The organism is Corallococcus sp. 4LFB (assembly GCF_046520365.1).
Taxonomy (GTDB): Bacteria; Myxococcota; Myxococcia; order Myxococcales; family Myxococcaceae; genus Corallococcus; species Corallococcus caeni.
In genome coordinates this window covers 1-18,131 of sequence record NZ_JBKGHJ010000006.1, presented here as the reverse complement: position 1 = coordinate 18,131, position 18,131 = coordinate 1, and the positions used below count along the sequence as shown (strand labels likewise).

Annotated in this window: 15 protein-coding genes and 2 tRNA genes; 12 read left to right on the top strand and 5 right to left on the bottom strand. The window is 69.1% G+C overall.

What is annotated here, in order from left to right; genetic code table 11:
• Positions 1-65: 65 nt before the first annotated feature.
• Positions 66-458, bottom strand: coding sequence for a hypothetical protein (locus ACLEQD_RS01450; protein WP_410381142.1), 393 nt, complete (start codon positions 456-458; stop codon positions 66-68).
• 515 nt (positions 459-973) lie between these two features.
• Between ACLEQD_RS01450 and ACLEQD_RS01445 the strand changes: the two genes are divergently transcribed.
• Positions 974-1,771, top strand: a complete 798-nt coding sequence (locus ACLEQD_RS01445) for an SDR family oxidoreductase (RefSeq protein ID WP_410381140.1) — start codon at positions 974-976, stop codon at positions 1,769-1,771.
• Between the two features lie 224 nt (positions 1,772-1,995).
• Positions 1,996-3,444, top strand: a complete 1,449-nt coding sequence (locus tag ACLEQD_RS01440) for an FAD-dependent oxidoreductase (protein ID WP_410381138.1) — start codon at positions 1,996-1,998, stop codon at positions 3,442-3,444.
• Between the two features lie 84 nt (positions 3,445-3,528).
• Here the strand turns inward: ACLEQD_RS01440 and ACLEQD_RS01435 are convergent, their stop codons facing one another.
• Entirely contained in the window at positions 3,529-4,818 is a 1,290-nt protein-coding gene (locus ACLEQD_RS01435; RefSeq protein ID WP_410381136.1) for a hypothetical protein, read from the bottom strand.
• Positions 4,819-4,970: 152 nt separating this feature from the next.
• Between ACLEQD_RS01435 and ACLEQD_RS01430 the strand changes: the two genes are divergently transcribed.
• Entirely contained in the window at positions 4,971-7,154 is a 2,184-nt protein-coding gene (locus tag ACLEQD_RS01430; RefSeq protein ID WP_410381134.1) for a protein-arginine deiminase family protein, read from the top strand.
• 89 nt (positions 7,155-7,243) lie between these two features.
• Here ACLEQD_RS01430 and ACLEQD_RS01425 read toward each other — a convergent pair.
• A tRNA-Glu gene (locus ACLEQD_RS01425) sits at positions 7,244-7,316 on the bottom strand.
• Between the two features lie 12 nt (positions 7,317-7,328).
• Positions 7,329-7,401: transfer RNA gene (locus ACLEQD_RS01420), tRNA-Lys, on the bottom strand.
• Positions 7,402-7,592: 191 nt separating this feature from the next.
• Here ACLEQD_RS01420 and greB point away from each other — a divergent pair.
• The 5 genes from greB to ACLEQD_RS01395 all read left to right on the top strand — a co-directional run bounded on the left by greB (position 7,593) and on the right by ACLEQD_RS01395 (position 11,841).
• The gene (gene greB, locus ACLEQD_RS01415) at positions 7,593-8,126 is read left to right on the top strand and encodes a transcription elongation factor GreB (protein WP_410381132.1); all 534 of its coding nucleotides are present in this window, start codon (positions 7,593-7,595) and stop codon (positions 8,124-8,126) included.
• A gap of 8 nt (positions 8,127-8,134) precedes the next feature.
• The gene (locus ACLEQD_RS01410) at positions 8,135-9,052 is read left to right on the top strand and encodes a deacetylase (protein WP_410381130.1); all 918 of its coding nucleotides are present in this window, start codon (positions 8,135-8,137) and stop codon (positions 9,050-9,052) included.
• 267 nt (positions 9,053-9,319) lie between these two features.
• A complete protein-coding gene (locus tag ACLEQD_RS01405; protein ID WP_410381128.1) occupies positions 9,320-10,639 on the top strand; it encodes a PhoH family protein in 1,320 nt (439 codons plus the stop codon).
• Positions 10,640-10,673: 34 nt separating this feature from the next.
• On the top strand, positions 10,674-10,991 hold the full coding sequence (locus tag ACLEQD_RS01400) for a YbeD family protein (protein ID WP_410381126.1): 318 nt from the start codon (positions 10,674-10,676) through the stop codon (positions 10,989-10,991).
• 88 nt (positions 10,992-11,079) lie between these two features.
• The gene (locus ACLEQD_RS01395; RefSeq protein WP_410381124.1) at positions 11,080-11,841 is read left to right on the top strand and encodes an SAM-dependent methyltransferase; all 762 of its coding nucleotides are present in this window, start codon (positions 11,080-11,082) and stop codon (positions 11,839-11,841) included.
• Between the two features lie 66 nt (positions 11,842-11,907).
• Here the strand turns inward: ACLEQD_RS01395 and ACLEQD_RS01390 are convergent, their stop codons facing one another.
• Positions 11,908-12,996, bottom strand: a complete 1,089-nt coding sequence (locus tag ACLEQD_RS01390) for a diacylglycerol/lipid kinase family protein (RefSeq protein WP_410381122.1) — start codon at positions 12,994-12,996, stop codon at positions 11,908-11,910.
• A gap of 424 nt (positions 12,997-13,420) precedes the next feature.
• Here ACLEQD_RS01390 and dnaK point away from each other — a divergent pair, with 424 nt between their 5' ends.
• From dnaK to ACLEQD_RS01370, 4 genes are all read left to right on the top strand, one after another.
• The gene (dnaK, locus tag ACLEQD_RS01385) at positions 13,421-15,334 is read left to right on the top strand and encodes a molecular chaperone DnaK (RefSeq protein ID WP_410381120.1); all 1,914 of its coding nucleotides are present in this window, start codon (positions 13,421-13,423) and stop codon (positions 15,332-15,334) included.
• Positions 15,335-15,542: 208 nt separating this feature from the next.
• A complete protein-coding gene (locus ACLEQD_RS01380; RefSeq protein WP_410381118.1) occupies positions 15,543-16,400 on the top strand; it encodes a hypothetical protein in 858 nt (285 codons plus the stop codon).
• 28 nt (positions 16,401-16,428) lie between these two features.
• On the top strand, positions 16,429-16,836 hold the full coding sequence (locus ACLEQD_RS01375) for a thiol-disulfide oxidoreductase DCC family protein (RefSeq protein WP_171422097.1): 408 nt from the start codon (positions 16,429-16,431) through the stop codon (positions 16,834-16,836).
• Positions 16,837-16,887: 51 nt separating this feature from the next.
• A partial coding sequence (locus ACLEQD_RS01370; protein ID WP_410381116.1) for an AAA family ATPase occupies positions 16,888-18,131 on the top strand: 1,244 nt, incomplete at its 3' end.

The window sequence follows — 18,131 nt, the reverse complement described above, 5'->3', positions numbered from 1 at the left end:
CTTCCCGGTCAATCCTTTGGCCCTGGGGTACCCCTCCCTCTAGCGCGCTGTCACATGGGGGCGCATCAGGGTGCGACGTAGCGCGGCGGCTTGTTCATCCGCTGCATGGGCTGACTGGGGACCAGCGACGCGATGAACATGACGACGCCGGCCAGGGTGTTGTTCAAGGCCGTGCCTCCGGTCGCGCGGAAGAACGCCAGGGTCGAGTAGAAGAGCCAGACGGAGAGCACGGCGTTGAGCCAGCGCGCCTGGGGAATCCTGAGCGCGATGGCGGCGAAGAGCGCGCACAGCGCGCCCACGATCCACGTGTTCGTGCGCGACGCGGAGGTGTGAGGCCAGACGAAGGCTGAGATGAAGAGCCAGACGCCGACGACGATGTTGATGATCCGCGCGATGCTCCCCCCGTTGTGTTCCGCGGCCCTTCCTCCCGCGCGCTGCTTGCGTCCCGTCGTTGTCATCGCCACGGCCTTCCTCGCAATCGTTGATGTCCGCCCCTCGGACCTCCCTCATCCTGGGGACGTCTCTGCGCGCCGGACGCGCCAGCCAGACGCGCCGCACTCCGCGCCGGCCGGGGAGGGCCTGAAGCTCGCGGGGCCCGGCTGGCGGGCTGGTTGCTCGTGCAGGGGCGAACACGGCGAAGCCCGGCGGTGTTCACGAGCCAGCAAGGGAAGGCCCCTGCCCTGGAGGCGGATTCCGCCGGGGAGCCGCCCCCACCTACGTCTGGCGCCCTCGAACAGGAGGCAGATGATGGATCCGGCCGATAACGACGCTCCTTCCCGCCGGCAGATCGTCGGGGGAATGGTCACTGGCATTGCCGCCGCATTCGCCGCGCCCGCGCTGGCGCAGGACGGAGGGACGGCACCGGACGGGGGCGCGGCGAAGGGCACGGGGGCCCCCGCCGAACCCGCTCACCCTGTATCCCCAGCCTCCGTTCCCGTCCCAGTCGCAGCAATGGCCGGGCCTGGCCAGCAAGATGCGGCCCCGGCCGGACCACGGTGAGAAGAGCTACAAGGGCTCCGGCCGCCTCATGGGCCGCAAGGCGTTGATCACGGGCGGAGACTCCGGCATCGGTCGCGCCGCCGCCATCGCCTACGCGCGAGAGGGCGCCGACGTCGCCATCAACTACCTGCCCGCGGAGGAGCCGGACGCGAAGGAGGTGGTGGCGCTCATCCAGGCCGCGGGCCGTAAGGCCGTGGCGCTGCCCGGCGACCTCCGGAACGAGGCCTTCTGCACCAAGCTCGTCGCCGACGCCGTGAAGCAACTCGGAGGGCTGGACATCCTCGTCAACAACGCCGCCCGGCAGCACGCCCTGGACTCCATCCTCGACCTCACGACCGAGCTGTTCGACTGGACCGTCAAGACGAACCTCTACGCGATGTTCTGGATCACGAAGGCGGCGGTTCCGCACCTCAAGCCGGGCGCGGCCATCATCAACACCACCTCCGTCGTCGCGTATCAGCCGCCGGAGATCCTGCTCGACTATGCGATGACCAAGGGCGGCATCAAGGTCTTCACCGAGGCCCTGGCCAAGCAGCTGGCGAAGAAGGGCATCCGCGTGAACGGGGTGGCGCCGGGCCCCTTCTGGACGCCCCTCCAGGTGTCGGGGGGACAGACGCAGGAGAACCTCGTCACCTTCGGCAAGGACACGCCCCTGGGGCGTCCCGGCCAGCCCGCGGAACTCGCCAGCATCTACGTGGAGCTCGCGAGCCCCGGTGCGAGCTACTCCACGGGCCAGATTTTCGGAGCCACCGGCGGCCGCGGCGGACCCTGAGCCACGAGCGCGCATGGCACTGCCCACCATCATCCAGCCGCAGGGATGCGAGCGATTGGGGAGTGCCTGGGATTGCCCCCTGTGTCAGGAAAGTTTTCGCCTCGGCTGACGTGCCGAGCTGAAGACGCCGTGGGTCCGAGAGGGCATGTCAGACCGGTGAGGTGCAATCTCCCCGGCGGGGGCGAGCGGCTTCGCCACGACATGAACTCTTGGAGGCTTGGGACTTGGAAACCCCTGGACGCAGCTTCGGAAGCGCCGTGGTCATCGGCGGCAGCATGGCGGGGCTCCTGAGCGCGCGGGTGCTCGCGGACCACTTCGACAAGGTGACGCTGGTGGAGCGGGATGTCCGGGGGGAGGGGCCCGCCGCGCGCAAAGGTGTTCCGCAAGGGCCGCACATCCACGTGCTGTTGGACGCGGGCCGGCGCATCCTCGACAAGTCCTTCCCGGACCTGTTCGAGCAACTCCAGGTCCAGGGCGCCGAGCTCATCGACTCGAGTGGAGACCTCGCCTGGCACCACTTCGGGGTGTGGAAGCTGCGCCGCACCAGCGGCATCCCCGGGCTGCTGTGCACCCGGCCCCTGCTCGAGTGGAACGTCCTGCGTCGGGTGAAGGCGCGGCCCAACGTAGCGGTGCGCGAGGGCTGCTCCATCGAAGGGCTCATCCGCGACGAGAAGGGCACGGGGCGCATCACGGGCGTCCGGGTCAAGACACCCCAGGGCGAGGAGTCGTGGGAGGCGGACCTCGTCGTGGATGCCAGTGGCCGGGGCTCGCGGATGCCTCAGTGGCTGGAAGCCATCGGCTATGCGCGCCCGGAGGAAGAGCAGGTCATCGTGGACCTTTCCTACACGACGTGCCTGCACGAGCCGCCGCCCCACTTCCAGAAGGAATGGAAGGCGCTCTTCCTCTATCCCAGTCCTCCCAAGGCCTGGCGCGCGGGTTTCATCTCACACGTCGAGGGAGGCCGGTGGCTCGTCACCCTCAATGGCTACTTCGGGGAGCACGCGCCCACCGAGTACGCGGGGTTCCTCGAGTACGCGCGCTCACTGACGCGTCCGGACCTGTACAACTACATGAAAGAGGCCACGCCGATAGGGCCCATCTCCCAGCACAAGGTGAAGGACTGCCGGTGGCGGCACTACGAGAAGCTGCCCCGCTTTCCCGAGGGGCTGGTCATCCTGGGAGACGCCGCGTGTGCCTTCAACCCCCTCTACGGGCAAGGCATGTCGGTGGCGGGGCTTGGCGCGGAACTGCTGGACACCTGCCTTCGCGAGCAGGCCGAACGAGGCGAGCTCTCGGGCCTGGCGCAGCGCTTCCGCGAGCGGCTGCCTGAAGTCATCCGGCTCCCGTGGCTGTTGGGCACGGGCATGGACCTGCTGTATCCGCAGGCCGTCGGGAAGCGGCCCTTCGGGCTGGGCTTGCTGCACTGGTACATCCTGCGGCTGATGGAGCGCACGTCGACCGACGCACACGTCCATCGCCAGTTCTACCGGATCCTGCACCTGCACGCGGGGCTGGAGGCGGTTCTCCAGCTCTCCGTGGCCTTGCCCGTGTTGGGCCATGGCGTCATGTCGCTCCTCCGCCCTCTCGAGCGGCTGGCGAATACTGAGACACGGCCTCCCCCTCTCACGCCCCCGCGTCCAAGCCCTGTCCCGGTCCAGAAGTCCACGGGGTAGCCGCCGCGGCCCGGGCCCTTGATGCGTCAGGAGGTCGCGGGGGCCCTGGCGACCGTTGGGGGGCGCTGTGAAAGTCGACAGGCGTCAGCCACAGGCCTCGCACAGCTGATTGAGCAGGGGGACGACGCTCCTGGGCTCATGGGGGGCCAGCGCCCAGAGGGAGGGCTGGCACATCTTGCCGTCGCAGATGTGGGCGGCGATGCCTCGGCACTTGCGACAGGCGACGGCGCGACTGGCGGGGCGGTCGCAAATGGCGCACCGCTTGACCCGCGAGGGCGCGTGGAGGGGACGCGGGGGCCGCTTCGAATCCTCCAGCTCCTCCTCGAAAGCCTTCATGCCTTCGCGCACGGCGTCCACCAGGTCATACATCCGCAGGGCGCCTCCGAAGATGGCGGTGTCGAAGAGGATGACGGGCGAGAAGCCCTCCTGGAGGAGCAGGTAGTTGATGAGCAGCATGGTGTTGAGGCGGCCGTTGGCATCCGCGTAGAAGTGGCCCACGTGGAGCGCTCGGATGACGCGCACGATGGCGCGCAGCTTCAGCTCCTGCTTCGCCTCCTTGGCGCTCTGCTGCGCGGCCTGGTCCCGCTCCAGGTAGTAGCGCGCGAAGAGAGCGTTGACCTTGCCCTTCGCCTCCCGGGGTTCGTAGGCGGTGCCCCAGAGCAGTTGGCTGCCCCGGCTGCGTGTGAGCAGGCTGGTGGCCCAGTCTCGCTCTACCCAGTGCTCCAGCACGTCGCGGGGCGCGCCCAGGTCCTTCATGATGGTCTTGAAGGTCCCGATGTCGCCATCGTTGCTCAGCTCCAGCAGGCTCTCCCAGTCCACCTCGTGGCCTTGCACGTCGATGGGGAAGTTCGTGTAGTGGCTGAGCTCGTGCGGCACGGGGACGAAGCGCTGGCGGGCGCGGTCGGACACCACGTCGTTGAGCTTGAGCACTCCCTTGGTCACGGCGGCGTGCATCGCGTGGTAGCGGTCGAAGTCCACCCGGTCACCGGGCGCGGCCGGCTCCCTGAGCCAGGCGGTGAAGGCCTTGGTCATGGCGTTGTAGAAGCCCGGGGACTGTTGCCGGTCGAAGATCATCGCCTGGTGTTTATTGCCGCTGCCGTGGTGGCGGCCCTCGATGAAGAGCTTCCACCAGCGGTCGCGCGGCAGCTTGAAGACCGCGGAGGAGCCTTCGGCGGAGGCGTTGGGCTCCAGCTTGTCCAGGGCGCAGCGGACCTTGCTCGCAGCGATGACGACGTCGGAGGCGGGCAGCTTCGCGGCGACCGCCTTCTCCAGGAACATCGCGGAAATGACCCTCAGGTCGCTCGTCTTGCGCTGGGCGACGAGCGTGTCCACCCACGTGCTGAAGCCGTCGAGGTCCGTGGTGTCATGGGTCACGTCAGCATCGGGGTCTGGAATCAGCATGCGCAGCCTCGAGGAGGGATGTCGCGGAGCCTGGAAGGTGTAGCCGGGTTGTGGGAATCCCTCCACGGCCCATAGCGTCGGGCCCGGTCGCCCAACTCCGCGCGGTCCTGTTTCCAGGAGAACCGATGTCCCGGCGAGTCACCGTTCAGCTGATTGACGAGCAATATGAGCCTGTCGTCAACCAGGCGGTCCGCTTCGTGGAGACAGGGCTGACGCTGCGCACGAACGACCAGGGCGAGGCGGTCTTCGAGTACGCCACCCCGACGGCCACGCTGGAATACCGCTTGCGCTCGGGCGCCGTCGCGACGCACCGGTTGCAGGATCCGCTCTCCCGGGAGACGACGGTGGTGCTTGGCGTTGAGGCGCTCGCGTACGCGACCCTGTTCCTCGACGCGGACCGCGACGGCACGTTGACCTCGGCGGGTCTCGACCGCTGGGACTGGGGGCCGGGGGAAGGGAAGAAGGGCGCCATTGTCCTGTGCAACCTGGACGCGGACAACGGCGACCCACGGGTCGCGGACAACGCGGATGACGTTATCAACGACGGGGACGATGAGCAGGAGATCGCCCCCCTGGAGGTCCGCAGGCAGACCCGCTACCGCGAGGGGGTGACGTGCACTCTGTCCCTGCAGAAGCCGGGCGACAAGAACCGCTTGCGCATCTTCAACGGACGCACCCGGGGGGCCCGGGCTCTCATCGGTCCGAGCGCCGGCGCGTCGTGCGTGCTCGACCTCCAGAATGCCGTGCTCCGACTGGGGATGGAGGCCGTGCGCTTCGACGAGTCGTTGAAGGAAGAGGACATCGTCTTGCTGCTGACGACGACCTCCCCCGAGGGCACCGTGGTGCAGCGCGCGCGTGTGCGGGTGGCGCCCTGGATGATGCAGCATCACCTGGAGGCCCCCGAAGCCGTCTATGTCATCCAGCTCTCCGGCCAGAACAACACCTCCTTCCGCTCGGACCTGAAGGTCATCGTGGAGGGGGTAGGGCTGCCGCTGGTGGAGATCCCTACCGTCCTCGGGGATCGCTGGGGGCAGGACAGCCTGGAGATCGGTTCCTCCAACCTTCCCCGGCGCGGAATGCACGCGATGCTCGGCGCGACGCGCAGGAGTGGGATGATCCAGTATTTCAAGACGCGGGGTCGTGGGGTCGGGATGGGCTACTTCGACTTCCACCACCGGCAGGTCAGCCATTCCGCGTCCGACAGTGACATGAACAAGCTGGGCAACCTGGAGGTGACGCCTCCAGTGAGGGACGCCCGGGGGCGAGTCTACCCTTGGGGACGCATCTATTACGGCACGGACGTGCGCAACGAGCGCCGCCAGCTCGACCCGAACATCCGCGCGTTCCTCGCGGCCCAGCGGGTGCAAGCCCCCATCGTCATCGACACCAGTTGGCTGGACGTGGGGCACGCGGATGAAATCCTCTCGTTCGTGCCCGCAGAGGATGGGGGCTGGCTCTTGTGTCTGCCCAGCCCTGAGCTGGCGCTGGACATGCTCCAAGGCGTGATGGAGGTCGCGCCGCAATCGGTGATGCTGGAGGGGCGGAGCATCCAGGGCGTGGAGGGGGAGGGCTTCGATGAGCCCGTCAACACCACCGTCAAGGCGTTCTTCGAGGGGGCGGGAGGCGGAGGGGCTCCGACGCGGAGTCCGCACGGGATGTCTTCATTCTCGGGCCCGCCGCCGCGCATGACCGGGGTGTCCTCCATGCGTCCCATGGGTGGAATGCCCTTTCCGGGCCAGACAGGGGCCCCACCAGGATTCATGATGGGCGAGGGGGCGATGCGCGGCTTCTCAGGAGGCATCTCCGAAGCGCCGACGTTCAAGGAGACGCTGCGCTTCAACGAGACCGCTGCCAAGGGCATCCATGGACTGGTGGAGCAATTGAAGAGCGAAATCGGTCTGACCGAGGAGCGGATCCTCTATCTGCCCATGCTCTACCGGCAGGGGCGGATGAAGGGGGCGACGACCGTGTTCGCGAACATGGTGAACATGCTCGTGCTGGGGCAGACCTGCGTCATGGCGAAGCCGTTTGGCCCCATGCTGGATGGCGCTCAGCGCCTGCAAAGGCCCTACGCGAAGCTTCTGGGGAAGTACAAAATCGAAGCGACGGACGTGCCGATGACCGGCACGTTCGACCTGTTCGAGGTCTACGTCCGGACCCTGTTCCGCCGAAACGGGCTTTTCGCGCGCTTCATCGACGACTGGAGCGCGTACCACAACAAGGGCGGTGAGGTGCACTGCGCCACCAACACCCGGCGAGCCCTGACGCTCAAGCGCTGGTGGGAGTACGTGCCGGGCGACACGCATTGACGGCCTCCGCGCTCAATCACCAGAGGGGCCCGAAAACACCGAGGCCGGAAACCGCTGGGTCTCAGCGGCTTCCGGCCTCGGTCCTTCAGTGTCCCCGACGGGATTCGAACCCGTGTTACCGGCTTGAAAGGCCAGCGTCCTGGGCCTCTAGACGACGGGGACGTCGTCACTGCTTGAGTCGCGGGGGGCTCGAACCCCCGACCCTCGGCTTAAAAGGCCGGTGCTCTACCAGCTGAGCTAGCGACTCGCTATTCTTTTTTTGGCACCGACCGCGGAGCCGCCAACGCCTCCGCGAGGCGCTTCCTACCAGCAGCGCCCGGGGAGTTCCACTGGCGATCGCAGGCGCTGCTTCCTGACACGCTCCGTCCTGGCCCAGGGGTGAACATCCGCCCGGCCAGCGCCCCTCCGCCCGTCAGCGTCCGGCGCTATACACAGGACATGTCCCAGGACGTTCCCGAGCCGCCCGACACCGAGGACGAAGAGGCAGGGGAGCAGGCCCCGTTCCGCCGCTACCTCACCCGGGTGGGCGCCGAGCGCATGCACCGCGAGCTGCTCCAGCTCCTCAACGAGGCCCGCCCCAAGGTCACCGCCGAGGTGTCCGCCGCCGCCGCCCAGGGCGACCGTTCAGAAAACGCCGAATACATCTACGGCAAGAAGCGCCTGCGGGAGATCGACCGGCGCATCCGCTTCCTCTCGAAGCGCCTGGACACGGCCACCATCGTCGACCCCGCGGAACAGGAGGACCGCTCGAAAGTCTACTTTGGCGCCACCGTGACCCTGGAGGACGAGGGCGGAATCCGCAGCACGTACCAGATTGTCGGCTCGGACGAGATCGACGCCTCCGGAGGCCGCATCAGCGTCGAGTCCCCCATGGGCCGCGCACTGCTGCGCAAGACCCCGGGCGACACCGTGGAGGTGCGGCGCCCCCGGGGTGAGATTGAGCTCACCCTGGTGGACATCCGCTACGACTAGGACACCCCATGCCCCGGACACCCGAGCTCAGCTCCCATGCTCGCCGCACCTATTCGCGCCTGAACAGCGCGGACCTGGCCGCGTCCGCGGGGGAGTCCCTGTCCCTGGACGACCTGGGCCTGGAGCCCGGTGGCGACCGCGTGGGCCTGGCGTTCGGCACCTACAGCCAGGAGGGCCTGGAGCACGCCCTCCGGGCCTACGGCTTCGCGCAGCGCCTGGAGGAGCGCGTGGGCCCCGTCGAGCTGCGCCTGTCCTGCCAGGACCCGTTCCAGCCGCGCATCACCGTCCTGAGCCGCCGCTACCACGCGGCCGTCGTGGACCTGTCCCTGCGCCAGTCCACGGGCGCGGAGGTCGGCTTCACCCGCTCGGCCGCGGAGGCGCCGCTGCTCTACGTGGACAGCCTCCTCTTGCAGCACCCGGGGCGGCCCTTCGACTGGAGCCGGCCGCCGCTGCCCGGACAGCTCCACCCCGGCCTGTCCCTGTCGCGCGACCTCCTGGAGCTGCTGCACCTCATGGCCCGCCGCATTGGCGCGGAAGGCGTGGCGCTGATGCCCGCGACCTTCTCCGCCGCGTGCGTCTACGAGCCGCGCTTCACCTTCGTGGACGGCGCCGCGCAGGGGCACTTCAGCGCCCTTCGCCGCGCGGGCCGCGGCTGGCCCCGCTGGCTGCTGGCGTGGGCGGTGGAGCTGGGCTGCATGCGGGATGAACAGGGACAGCCGGCCCTCTTCTCGCCCGCGCCGATGATCAGCCCCCTGTCCCGGCGGGTGGCCCGGCGGCTCGACACGCGCGGTTGGCAGCGGGCGTGGCGCTTCCACGCGAAGCAGGTGCTGTCGCTGGAGGAGGAGGCACTGCAGGCGCGCTTCCCCTGGGCCCGCATGCCCCCCGGCCCCCCCGCCCGAGAGGGTGGTGGAGGTGCTCGGGTATGATCCGCTGGCGCCCGCGTCGCCGCGCCAGGACGCCTGTGAGCCGGCGCCCGCTCCGCCGCGGACCGCCGCGACGTCCTGAGCGCCCGCTGTAGCGCCCTGTTCCGTCGGGAGGGGGCCGTGCTCTTTCGGACGGACGCTCGCCCTTGCCGACGGGAATGCGGCTGGTGCCCCCTCGTTCGGTGTCTATATTGAGAGGCGTCGGTCATCCACGGTCGTCGCTCGCCGTCAGCAATCGCACCCGAACCAGGTCAGGTCGCGAAGCCCACGATGCGAAAGAACTTCATCCTCGACACGAACGTCCTCCTCCATGATCCCCGCAGCATCTACGGGTTCAAGGACAACAACGTCATCATCCCCATCTACGTCATCGAGGAGATCGATCAGTTCAAGCGCGATCTCTCCGAGCTGGGGCGCAACGCGCGACTGGTGGCGCGCTACCTGGACTCCTTCCGCGCGGAGGGCTCCCTGAAGGAGGGCGTGCCGCTTCCGCACGGCGGGATGCTCCGCGTGGCCTTCACCGACCGTTCGCTGCCGTCCTCCATGGCGGACAGCAACCTGGTGGACAACCGCATCCTCGCGGTGGCCCTGGACCTGATGGAGACGGAGCCGGACACCCAGGCCGTCTTCATCACCAAGGACACCAACCTGCGCATCCGCGCCGACGCCCTGGGCCTGTCCGCCCAGGACTTCGACACCGAGCGCGTCGAAATCACCGACCTGTACACGGGCTTCACGGAGCTGCTCGTCCCCACGGAGATGGTGGATCAGCTCTACAAGCCCGGCGGCGAGGTGGAGGTGCCGGCCCAGGACCGGCTCTCTCCCAACCAGCTGGTGCTGCTCAAGGACGAGCTCAACCCGTCCCACACCGCCATGGCCCGCTTCAGCGGCGCCAAGGCGCGGCTCGTGCCGCTCGCGCGCCAGAGCAAGGAAGGCACCTGGGGCATCCGGCCGCGCAACATGGAGCAGGCCTTCTGCCTGGACCTGCTGCTCAACGACGACATCAAGCTCGTCACCATCGTGGGCAAGGCGGGCACGGGCAAGACGCTGCTCGCCATCGCCGCGGGCCTGCAGAAGGTGACGGAGGAGGGGCTGTACCACAAGCTGCTGGTCAGCCGTCCCATCTTCCCCCTGGGCCGGGACATCGGCTACCTGCCGGGCAGTGTCGAGGAGAAGCTCAACCCCTGGATGCAGCCCATCTTCGACAACGTCGAGTTCCTCATGAACCTGAGCCGCGCGGACAAGAAGGCCGGGCGCGGCCACCATGAGCTCATCGACCTGGGGCTGATGGAGATTGAACCGCTCACGTACATCCGCGGGCGCAGCATCCCCAACCAGTTCATCATCGTGGACGAGGCGCAGAACCTCACCCCGCACGAGGTGAAGACCATCCTCACCCGCGTGGGCGACAACACGAAGATCATCCTCACCGGCGACCCGTTCCAGATCGACAACCCGTACGTGGACTCGACGAACAACGGGCTCGTGCACGTGGTCAACCGCTTCAAGAACGAGAAGATCGCCGGCCACATCACCATGGCCAAGGGCGAGCGCAGCATGCTGGCCGAGCTGGCGGCCAACCTGCTGTGAAGCGCTTGAGCCTCGCGCCTGCTAGAGACGTGTCATGACCCAGGACGGCACCGACAAGCCCGGCACCCCCGGCGAGGAGAAGAAGCCCCTCGTCGAGTACCCCTCCGTCTACGAGTACAAGGTGATGGGCAAGGCGACGGTCGAGGAGACGCCCGGCTTCGAGGAGCACGTGCGCTCGCTCTTCCGGCGGAAGATGGGGATGGAGGTGTCCCCGGACTCCATCCACGTGCAGCACAGCCGCAAGGGGAAGTTCGTGTCCCTGAGCGTGTCCGTGCTGCTGCTGTCCGAGGAGCAGCGCCGGGGCATCTACGAGGCGCTGCACCAGGATCCGCGCGTCGTCTACTACCTGTGAGGCAGGCGGTGCGCGGGTGGATGCCGCAGGGGGGCCCGGGCCCCGCCAGCGGCTGGAAGTCCGGCCAGGGTGCGTATATGAGGGTGGAATGAGTCCCGCCGAGCACTTCCCGCTGTACCACCCGCCGGGGGCGCAGCGCGCGTTCGGAACAGACGACGCCACGCGCCGCTTCGCCAAGGTGGCCCAGCTCGAACCGGGCTCGCGCGTGCTGGTGCTCGGCTGTGGTCCGGAGGGCGGCGCCGCCGTGCTGCTGGCCCAGGAGCTGAAGTGCTCCGTGGTGGCCGTGGACACGGAGGAGGCCCTGGTGTCCCCCGTGCGCGAGCGCGTGCGCTCCCAGGGCCTTTCGGATCGCATCGAGGTGCGCCGCGTGGCGCCGGACGCGCTGGGCATGCTGGACGGCCCCTTCCACGGCATCCTCGTGCCGGGGCGCGTGCAGTACCCGCTGGACGAGGCGCTGCGCGTGTTCCGCCCGCTGCTGGGCAAGCGCGGCCGCGTGGGCTTCACCTTCCCGGCGCGCGTGGGCCGCTTCACGCCCAAGCCCGTGCTGGACTTCTGGGAGAAGCGCCTGGGCGCGCCGCTGCTGCTGCCGCGCGAGCTGCTCCAGGCGCTGGAGACCGGCGGCTTCGAGCCGGAGTCCGTGGAGTCGCTGCACGACACGGAATTGGACGCGCTCTACAAGGACATGGAAGCGCACCTGCCGGAAGGCACCTCGCCGGAGAGCGCCGCCTTCCGCGAGGAGCTGGCCCTGCACCGCGAGCACAACCAGCGGCCGGGCGTCAGCTACGCGTTCGCCGTGGGACGGCGCAAGGAGCCGGGTGAGAAGCCCCCGGCGTCGCGCGACCGCGGCTGAAAGCAGCAGGGGACTTGAAGCGTGGGGGAGGGCCCGGAGGCTTGCCGGGCCCTTCAACCGCCGGGACTACTGCACGCCGTTGAAGTCGAGCAGCTCGATGGACTCGGGCGCCACGGACAGCGTGACCTGCTCGCGGTAGCCGGCCGCGTCGCCGCCGACCTGGAAGGGCATGGGGCGCGCGAAGCGGATGGTGACCTCGCGGGCGTGGAAGTCGTGCAGGCCTTCCGGAGCCCAGCGGCCGTTCCACAGGCGGGGCAGGTTCGCCAGCACCTGCGTGGGCGACACCTGGCCCAGGCGCAGCTGCAGGAAGCCCCGGCGGTCATTCGCGTGGGGGAACATGCGGAAGCCGTAGCCGTAGAAGGGCATGGTGCCCGCGGCGGCCATCATCAGCTTGCCCCGGAAGAGCACCGCGCCCGGCGCCAGCGGCCCGCCCACGGCCTGGCCATCCGCGCCCAGGCGGTAGGCCTCCGAGGGGCCATTGACGACTTCGCACTCCACCAGCACGGAGCTGGTGAGGTAGTGCGGCACCGTCTTGAAGGCCACCGCGGAGAAGTAGCCGCCACCGCCGGACATGACCCGCTTGAACATGCCCTTGCCCAGCGACTCCTTCACGGAGATGTAGTCGTTGAGCACCTTGCCATCCACGCCCAGGCCCGCGAAGGGCGCGCGCTGGCCGTCCACCTGCACCAGGTCCATGGTGCGCACGCCGGGCACTTCCGCCGCGCGGGCGCGCACCACGTCGTTGAGGATGCCGTCGCCCCGGGTGCTGGACGCGTTGACGAACGCCGCGATGCCGTTGCCCGTGCCCAGCTTGAGGATGCCGAAGCGCGGCGCGGCCTGCCCGGCGAACTTCCCGCGCGGGCCCACCTGCTGCAGCACCTCATTGACGAAGCCCATGAACGTGCCGTCGCCGCCGCCCGTGAAGACGGTGGGGTAGCCCCGCTCCAGCACCGTCTGCGCGATGCGGCGCGCGTCCAGCGGCGAGCGCGACAGGAACAGGTCCTCTTCCGGCACCACGTGCGACAGCAGCTTGACCACCCGGGCATCCACCTTGCGGGCGTTCGCGTTCAGCAGCACCGCGACCTTCGGTTCGGCGGACGGAAGCGCCGCGGGCGAGCGGCGGAAGTCCGTGGAACGGAGGGGCTGAACCAGCATGGACGACTCCAGAGGGGCGGGGAGCGGTATGACAGCGCTGACGCGGTCTGGACTGTGCACTTTTCTCGCCAACCCCTGACGCGAGGCGTTAGCCGGGCGCCCTGATGTGATTTCGAGGGGTTGAACGGTCCGCTGGTGTCCAATATGCCCGCCCGGTTGCTACCGCGGGGTGACGGCGGTGTAGAGCGCGTTACGCACCCGTGGCGCGCGGATGGCGTTCCGGTGACGCGGCGCCTCATGGAGCCTGGGGGAGGCCCGCGGGCCTGCGCACTGCGCTACGCAGCGGCCGTCATCACCTTTGCGCTGGGTGCCCGGGCCTACGGGGAAACCCGCCCTCGCGTTTGACACGCCGGGGGGGGTGGTTACGTTGGGCATACATCGGGGTTTTGCAGAAAAACGCAGTTATTTCCAGAGGATGGGTACCGTGGGCAAGATTATCGGAATCGACCTGGGCACCACGAACAGCGTGGTGGCGATCATGGAGGGTCGCGAGCCCAAGGTCATCGTCAACGAAGAGGGAGCCCCCACCACGCCTTCGGTGGTCGCGTTCACGAAGGATGGGGAGCGCCTGGTCGGCCAGGTGGCGAAGCGCCAGGCCATCACCAACCCGGAGCAGACCGTCTACTCGGTGAAGCGCTTCATGGGCCGCCGTTTCGAGGAGACGACCGAGGAGGCGAAGCTCGTCCCCTACAAGGTGGCCCGGGGCCCCAACGGCGACGCTCGCGTGGACATCGCGGGCAAGCAGTACAGCGCGCCGGAGATCAGCGCGCAGGTGCTGCTGAAGCTCAAGCGCGCCGCGGAGAACTACCTGGGTGAGAAGGTGACGGAGGCGGTCATCACCGTCCCCGCGTACTTCAACGACGCCCAGCGCCAGGCCACGAAGGACGCCGGTGAAATTGCCGGCCTCAACGTGCGCCGCATCGTGAACGAGCCCACCGCCGCCGCGCTCGCGTACGGCATGGACAAGAAGAAGGATGAGAAGATCGCCGTCTACGACTTCGGCGGCGGCACCTTCGACGTGTCCATCCTGGAGGTGGGCGAGAGCGTCGTGGACGTGCTCGCGACCAACGGCGACACGCACCTGGGCGGTGACAACATCGACCTGGAGATCATGAACTGGCTGATCAGCGAGTTCAAGAAGGACACCGGGCTCGACGTCAGCAAGGACAAGATGGTCATCCAGCGCCTGAAGGAGGCGGCGGAGAAGGCCAAGATCGAGCTGTCCAGCGCGATGCAGACGGACATCAACCTGCCGTTCCTCACGGCGGACGCGTCCGGTCCGAAGCACCTGAACGTGAAGCTCACGCGCGCCAAGTTCGAGCAGATGATTGGCCCGCTGGTGGAGCGTTCGCTGGAGCCGTGCCGCAAGTGCCTCAAGGACGCGGGCCTGGAGCCCAAGGACCTCAACGAGGTCGTGCTCGTGGGCGGCACCACGCGCATCCCCATGGTGCAGGAGGCGGTGAAGCGGCTGTTCGGCAAGGAGCCGAACCGCACGGTGAACCCGGACGAGGTGGTCGCGGTGGGCGCCGCGGTGCAGGCGGGCGTGCTCTCCGGCGAGGTGAAGGACATCCTCCTGCTGGACGTGACGCCGCTGTCGCTGGGCGTGGAGACGCTGGGCGGCGTGATGACGAAGCTCATCGAGCGCAACACGACCATCCCCACGCGCAAGTCGGAGACCTTCTCCACGGCGGCGGACGGCCAGACGCAGGTGGAGATCCACGTGCTGCAGGGTGAGCGCGAGATGGCGGGCGACAACCGCAGCCTCGGCCGCTTCCACCTGACGGGCATGCCCCCGGCGCCGCGCGGCGTGCCGCAGATCGAGGTGACGTTCGACATCGACGCGAACGGCATCCTCAACGTCAGCGCGAAGGACAAGGCGACGGGCAAGGAGCAGAAGGTCACCATCAGCCACTCGTCCGGTCTGTCGAAGGACGAGGTGACCAAGATGGTCGACGACGCGCGCAGCAACGAGTCCGCGGACAAGGCGCGCCGCGAGCTGGTCGAGGTGAAGAACCAGGCGGAGAGCCAGGCCTACGCCGCGGAGAAGATGGTCAAGGAGAACAAGGACAAGCTCACCCCCGACGTGGCGAAGGCCATCGAGGACGGTGTCGCGGAGCTGAACAGCGTCCGCGAGGGGCAGGACAAGGACGCCATCAAGGCGGCCCTCGAGAAGCTCCAGCAGGCCAGCTACAAGGCGGCGGAGGAGATGTACCGCGCCACCGGCGGTGCGCCGGGCGCCACGCCTCCTCCGGGCGCCGAGCCCTCCGCGGCTCCGGGCTCCAGCGCCCAGCCGTCCGCGAAGGACGACGTGGTGGACGCCGAGTTCCGCCAGTCGTAAGGCCGTGAGCCGCCCGCCGCCTGGCGGGGGCTGAAGTCCGAGGGCCGGTGCTCCGACGAGGGGCGCCGGCCTTCGTCTTTTCGGACGGGTGTGCCGGACGCGGGATGAGGGCCGGGAGCAACCCCGCGATTTCACGCGGTCGCCCGTGGCGAGGGCACTGCAAGGGGCGGGCGGGTTCCTCGCTGTCCTCCACGAAGGTGTCCGCCCCATGTCCCGCATCGACTCGCTGCTCTCCGCCGTCCTCCCGGACGTCGCCGCCCCCGAAGTCACGCCCCTTCCCCCGGCCCCGCGCGCGGAGGCGCCTTCACGGACGGCGGCCGCTCCGGCCAACTCCGTGGAGGTGTTTCGGGGCGCCGGCGCGCCGGCCGCGAGTCCCGCGAGGGCAGCGCAGGTGGCGCCCCGGACGCGGGAGGGCAACGGCTTCGACTTCGGCGTGGGAGGCGCGTTCCCGCCGAAGCCCACGGGCTCCCTTCAGGAGCAGGTGAAGCAGGGGGCGCGGCTCTTGGAGCAGACCCAGGCCGCGGCCTTCAGCGTGGCGCTGGACAAGGGCCCCGCGATGGATGCCTACGCGCGCGCGCAGCTGGGGCACCTGGACCCGAGCCCGCCCATCGCGGGCGCGCCCACGGCGCTGACGGACTACACCAGCACCCTCCCCGGCGTGTCCGCGAAGGACGCCTTCGAGGCCTTCGTCAGCAACCCGGAGCTGCTCTTCGGCGCGGCGGGCATCGCGCTGCGGCCGGCGGCGAGCGCGCTGACGGACGGTGCCCGGCTGTTCCTGGAGGAGCAGGGGCCGCCGCCGGTGTGGGCCCCCATCACGGTGAAGCTCAACGAGACGGAGCGCGTCGTCCACATCACCACCCTGGACGGACACCCGCTGCGGGGCACCAACCAGTTCGTCTTCGACGACGACGGCAGCGGAGGCACGCGCATCCGACAGTACTCCGCCTTCCAGGGCAGCTCCCCGGCGACGTCGGTGGGCATGGCGCTGATGGATCCTATTGAACGGCAGCACGACATCTGGCGCAGCGTGCACGGACAACTGCATGAGATGCTCAAGCCGCGTTGACATACTGGGCCCACGGGGGAGGTGACGCATGACGACGCTCCAGACGACACCGCCGGGACATGACGTGGTCCTCTACGACAGCCACTGCCGCGTGTGCAGCGGCGCCGCGCGGGAGATGCGCAAGCTGGTGGGCGGGCAGGGCACGAAGCTGCTCTCGTTCCGCGACGAGGGCGTCCTGGACGCCTTCCCGGGGGTGAGCTTCGAGCGCTGCGAGAAGGCCATGCAGCTCATCCAGGCGGATGGCCGGGTCCTGGAGGGCGCGGAGGCCATCGTCCGCGCGCTGGGCCGGCGGCCGTTGGGGCGGCTGCTCTATGTGTACTACGTCCCGGGCTTAAGGCAGCTGGCGGACGCGGTGTATGGCGTGGTGGCCCGCTACCGCTTCCGCATCGCGGGTCGCGACTGCCCCGACGGCGCCTGCGCGGTGCACTTCAAATAGGGGGAGGGGCGCGGGTAGCATGCGTCCTTCCCCGCATCCTCCTGGCCCTCCGTGACCTCGCCTCCTCCCAACCTGCAGGCCGCCCAGTCCTTTCGCCGCTTCTTCGGGGAGCTGCGGGAGACGTACCTGGAGCGCGAGACGCTGTTCACGCAGATTGAATTGGCGCTGCTCTGCCGCGAGCACGTGCTGGTGGTGGGGCCGCCCGGGACGGCGAAGAGCGCGGTCGCCAGCGCCGTCCTGGGGCGCATCACCGACGAGGTGTCCGGGCTGCCGTCGCTGTTCTCCAAGCAGATCGCGGAGACGACGCTGCAGACGGACCTCATCGGCCCGGTGGACTTCAAGGTGCTCACGGAGACGGGCCGCACCGAGTACCTCACCGACGAGGGCATGCTGGGGGCGGTGCACGCGTTCCTGGACGAGGTCTTCGACGGCCGGGACATGCTGCTGCGCTCCATCCTCAACGTGATGTACGAGCGGGAGCTGAAGCACGGCCGCAAGGTGACGGCTGGCCGCACCGAGTGCGTGGTGATGACGAGCAACCGGTACCTCACGGAGGTGCTCGCGCGCTCACCGGAGCTGCTCCTGGCGTTCGCGGACCGGTTGAGCTTCATCAGCTTCGTGCCCAAGGCCTTCGCCCGGCGGGAGAGCCGGGCCGCCATGCTGCACCGCTTCGTGCACGGGACGCGGCCGGACCTGCGCGCCACGCTGACGCTCCAGCAGTTGGATCTGCTCCAGGACGCGGTGGCCCAGGTGAAGGTGCCCGGCCACGTGCTGGAGGGCGTGGAGATGCTGACGGACGCGCTGGAGCGCGCGCTCGTGGCGCAGGTGTCGAAGCTGCCGGACTACGTGCCCACGAAGTACTTCTCCCAGCGCTCGGTGGTGAAGGCGCTCTGGACGCTGAAGGCGGCGGTGGTGCGCGATCAGATCTACCGCCGTCCGGACCGGCCGCTCGAGGCGACGGTGGAGGACCTGGACGCGCTGCGCTGGTTCTTCCTGCTGGGCGGCCCGCCCGCGGCGGAGGCGGACGCGCTGCTCAAGGCGGCGGTGGACCCGCGTGAGCGGGCGCAGCTGGAGATCGTCCGGCTGGAGCAGCGCACCTTCGACGAGGTGCTGGGCAAGGTGCGCCAGGAGCTGGGCGGCGGCGTGGAGCGCGAGGCGACGACGCTCGCGGCCGCGGATGACGTGAACGCCGCGGAGGGCTTGAGCCGCAACTGGCAGGCGGGCGTGGTGTCCAGCACCGCGCGCGGCGTGCTGGGGAAGCTGGTGCCCGGACCGCGCCACGGCCAGAACCGGGC

Coding starts and splice junctions, on each gene's coding strand:
- ACLEQD_RS01450 (WP_410381142.1), bottom strand. CDS start 458: ATGACAACGACGGGACGCAAGCAGCGCGCGGGAGGAAGGGCCGCGGAA.
- ACLEQD_RS01445 (WP_410381140.1), top strand. CDS start 974: ATGCGGCCCCGGCCGGACCACGGTGAGAAGAGCTACAAGGGCTCCGGC.
- ACLEQD_RS01430 (WP_410381134.1), top strand. CDS start 4,971: ATGTCCCGGCGAGTCACCGTTCAGCTGATTGACGAGCAATATGAGCCT.
- greB (WP_410381132.1), top strand. CDS start 7,593: ATGTCCCAGGACGTTCCCGAGCCGCCCGACACCGAGGACGAAGAGGCA.
- ACLEQD_RS01410 (WP_410381130.1), top strand. CDS start 8,135: ATGCCCCGGACACCCGAGCTCAGCTCCCATGCTCGCCGCACCTATTCG.
- ACLEQD_RS01405 (WP_410381128.1), top strand. CDS start 9,320: ATGCGAAAGAACTTCATCCTCGACACGAACGTCCTCCTCCATGATCCC.
- ACLEQD_RS01400 (WP_410381126.1), top strand. CDS start 10,674: ATGACCCAGGACGGCACCGACAAGCCCGGCACCCCCGGCGAGGAGAAG.
- ACLEQD_RS01395 (WP_410381124.1), top strand. CDS start 11,080: ATGAGTCCCGCCGAGCACTTCCCGCTGTACCACCCGCCGGGGGCGCAG.
- ACLEQD_RS01390 (WP_410381122.1), bottom strand. CDS start 12,996: ATGCTGGTTCAGCCCCTCCGTTCCACGGACTTCCGCCGCTCGCCCGCG.
- ACLEQD_RS01380 (WP_410381118.1), top strand. CDS start 15,543: ATGTCCCGCATCGACTCGCTGCTCTCCGCCGTCCTCCCGGACGTCGCC.
- ACLEQD_RS01375 (WP_171422097.1), top strand. CDS start 16,429: ATGACGACGCTCCAGACGACACCGCCGGGACATGACGTGGTCCTCTAC.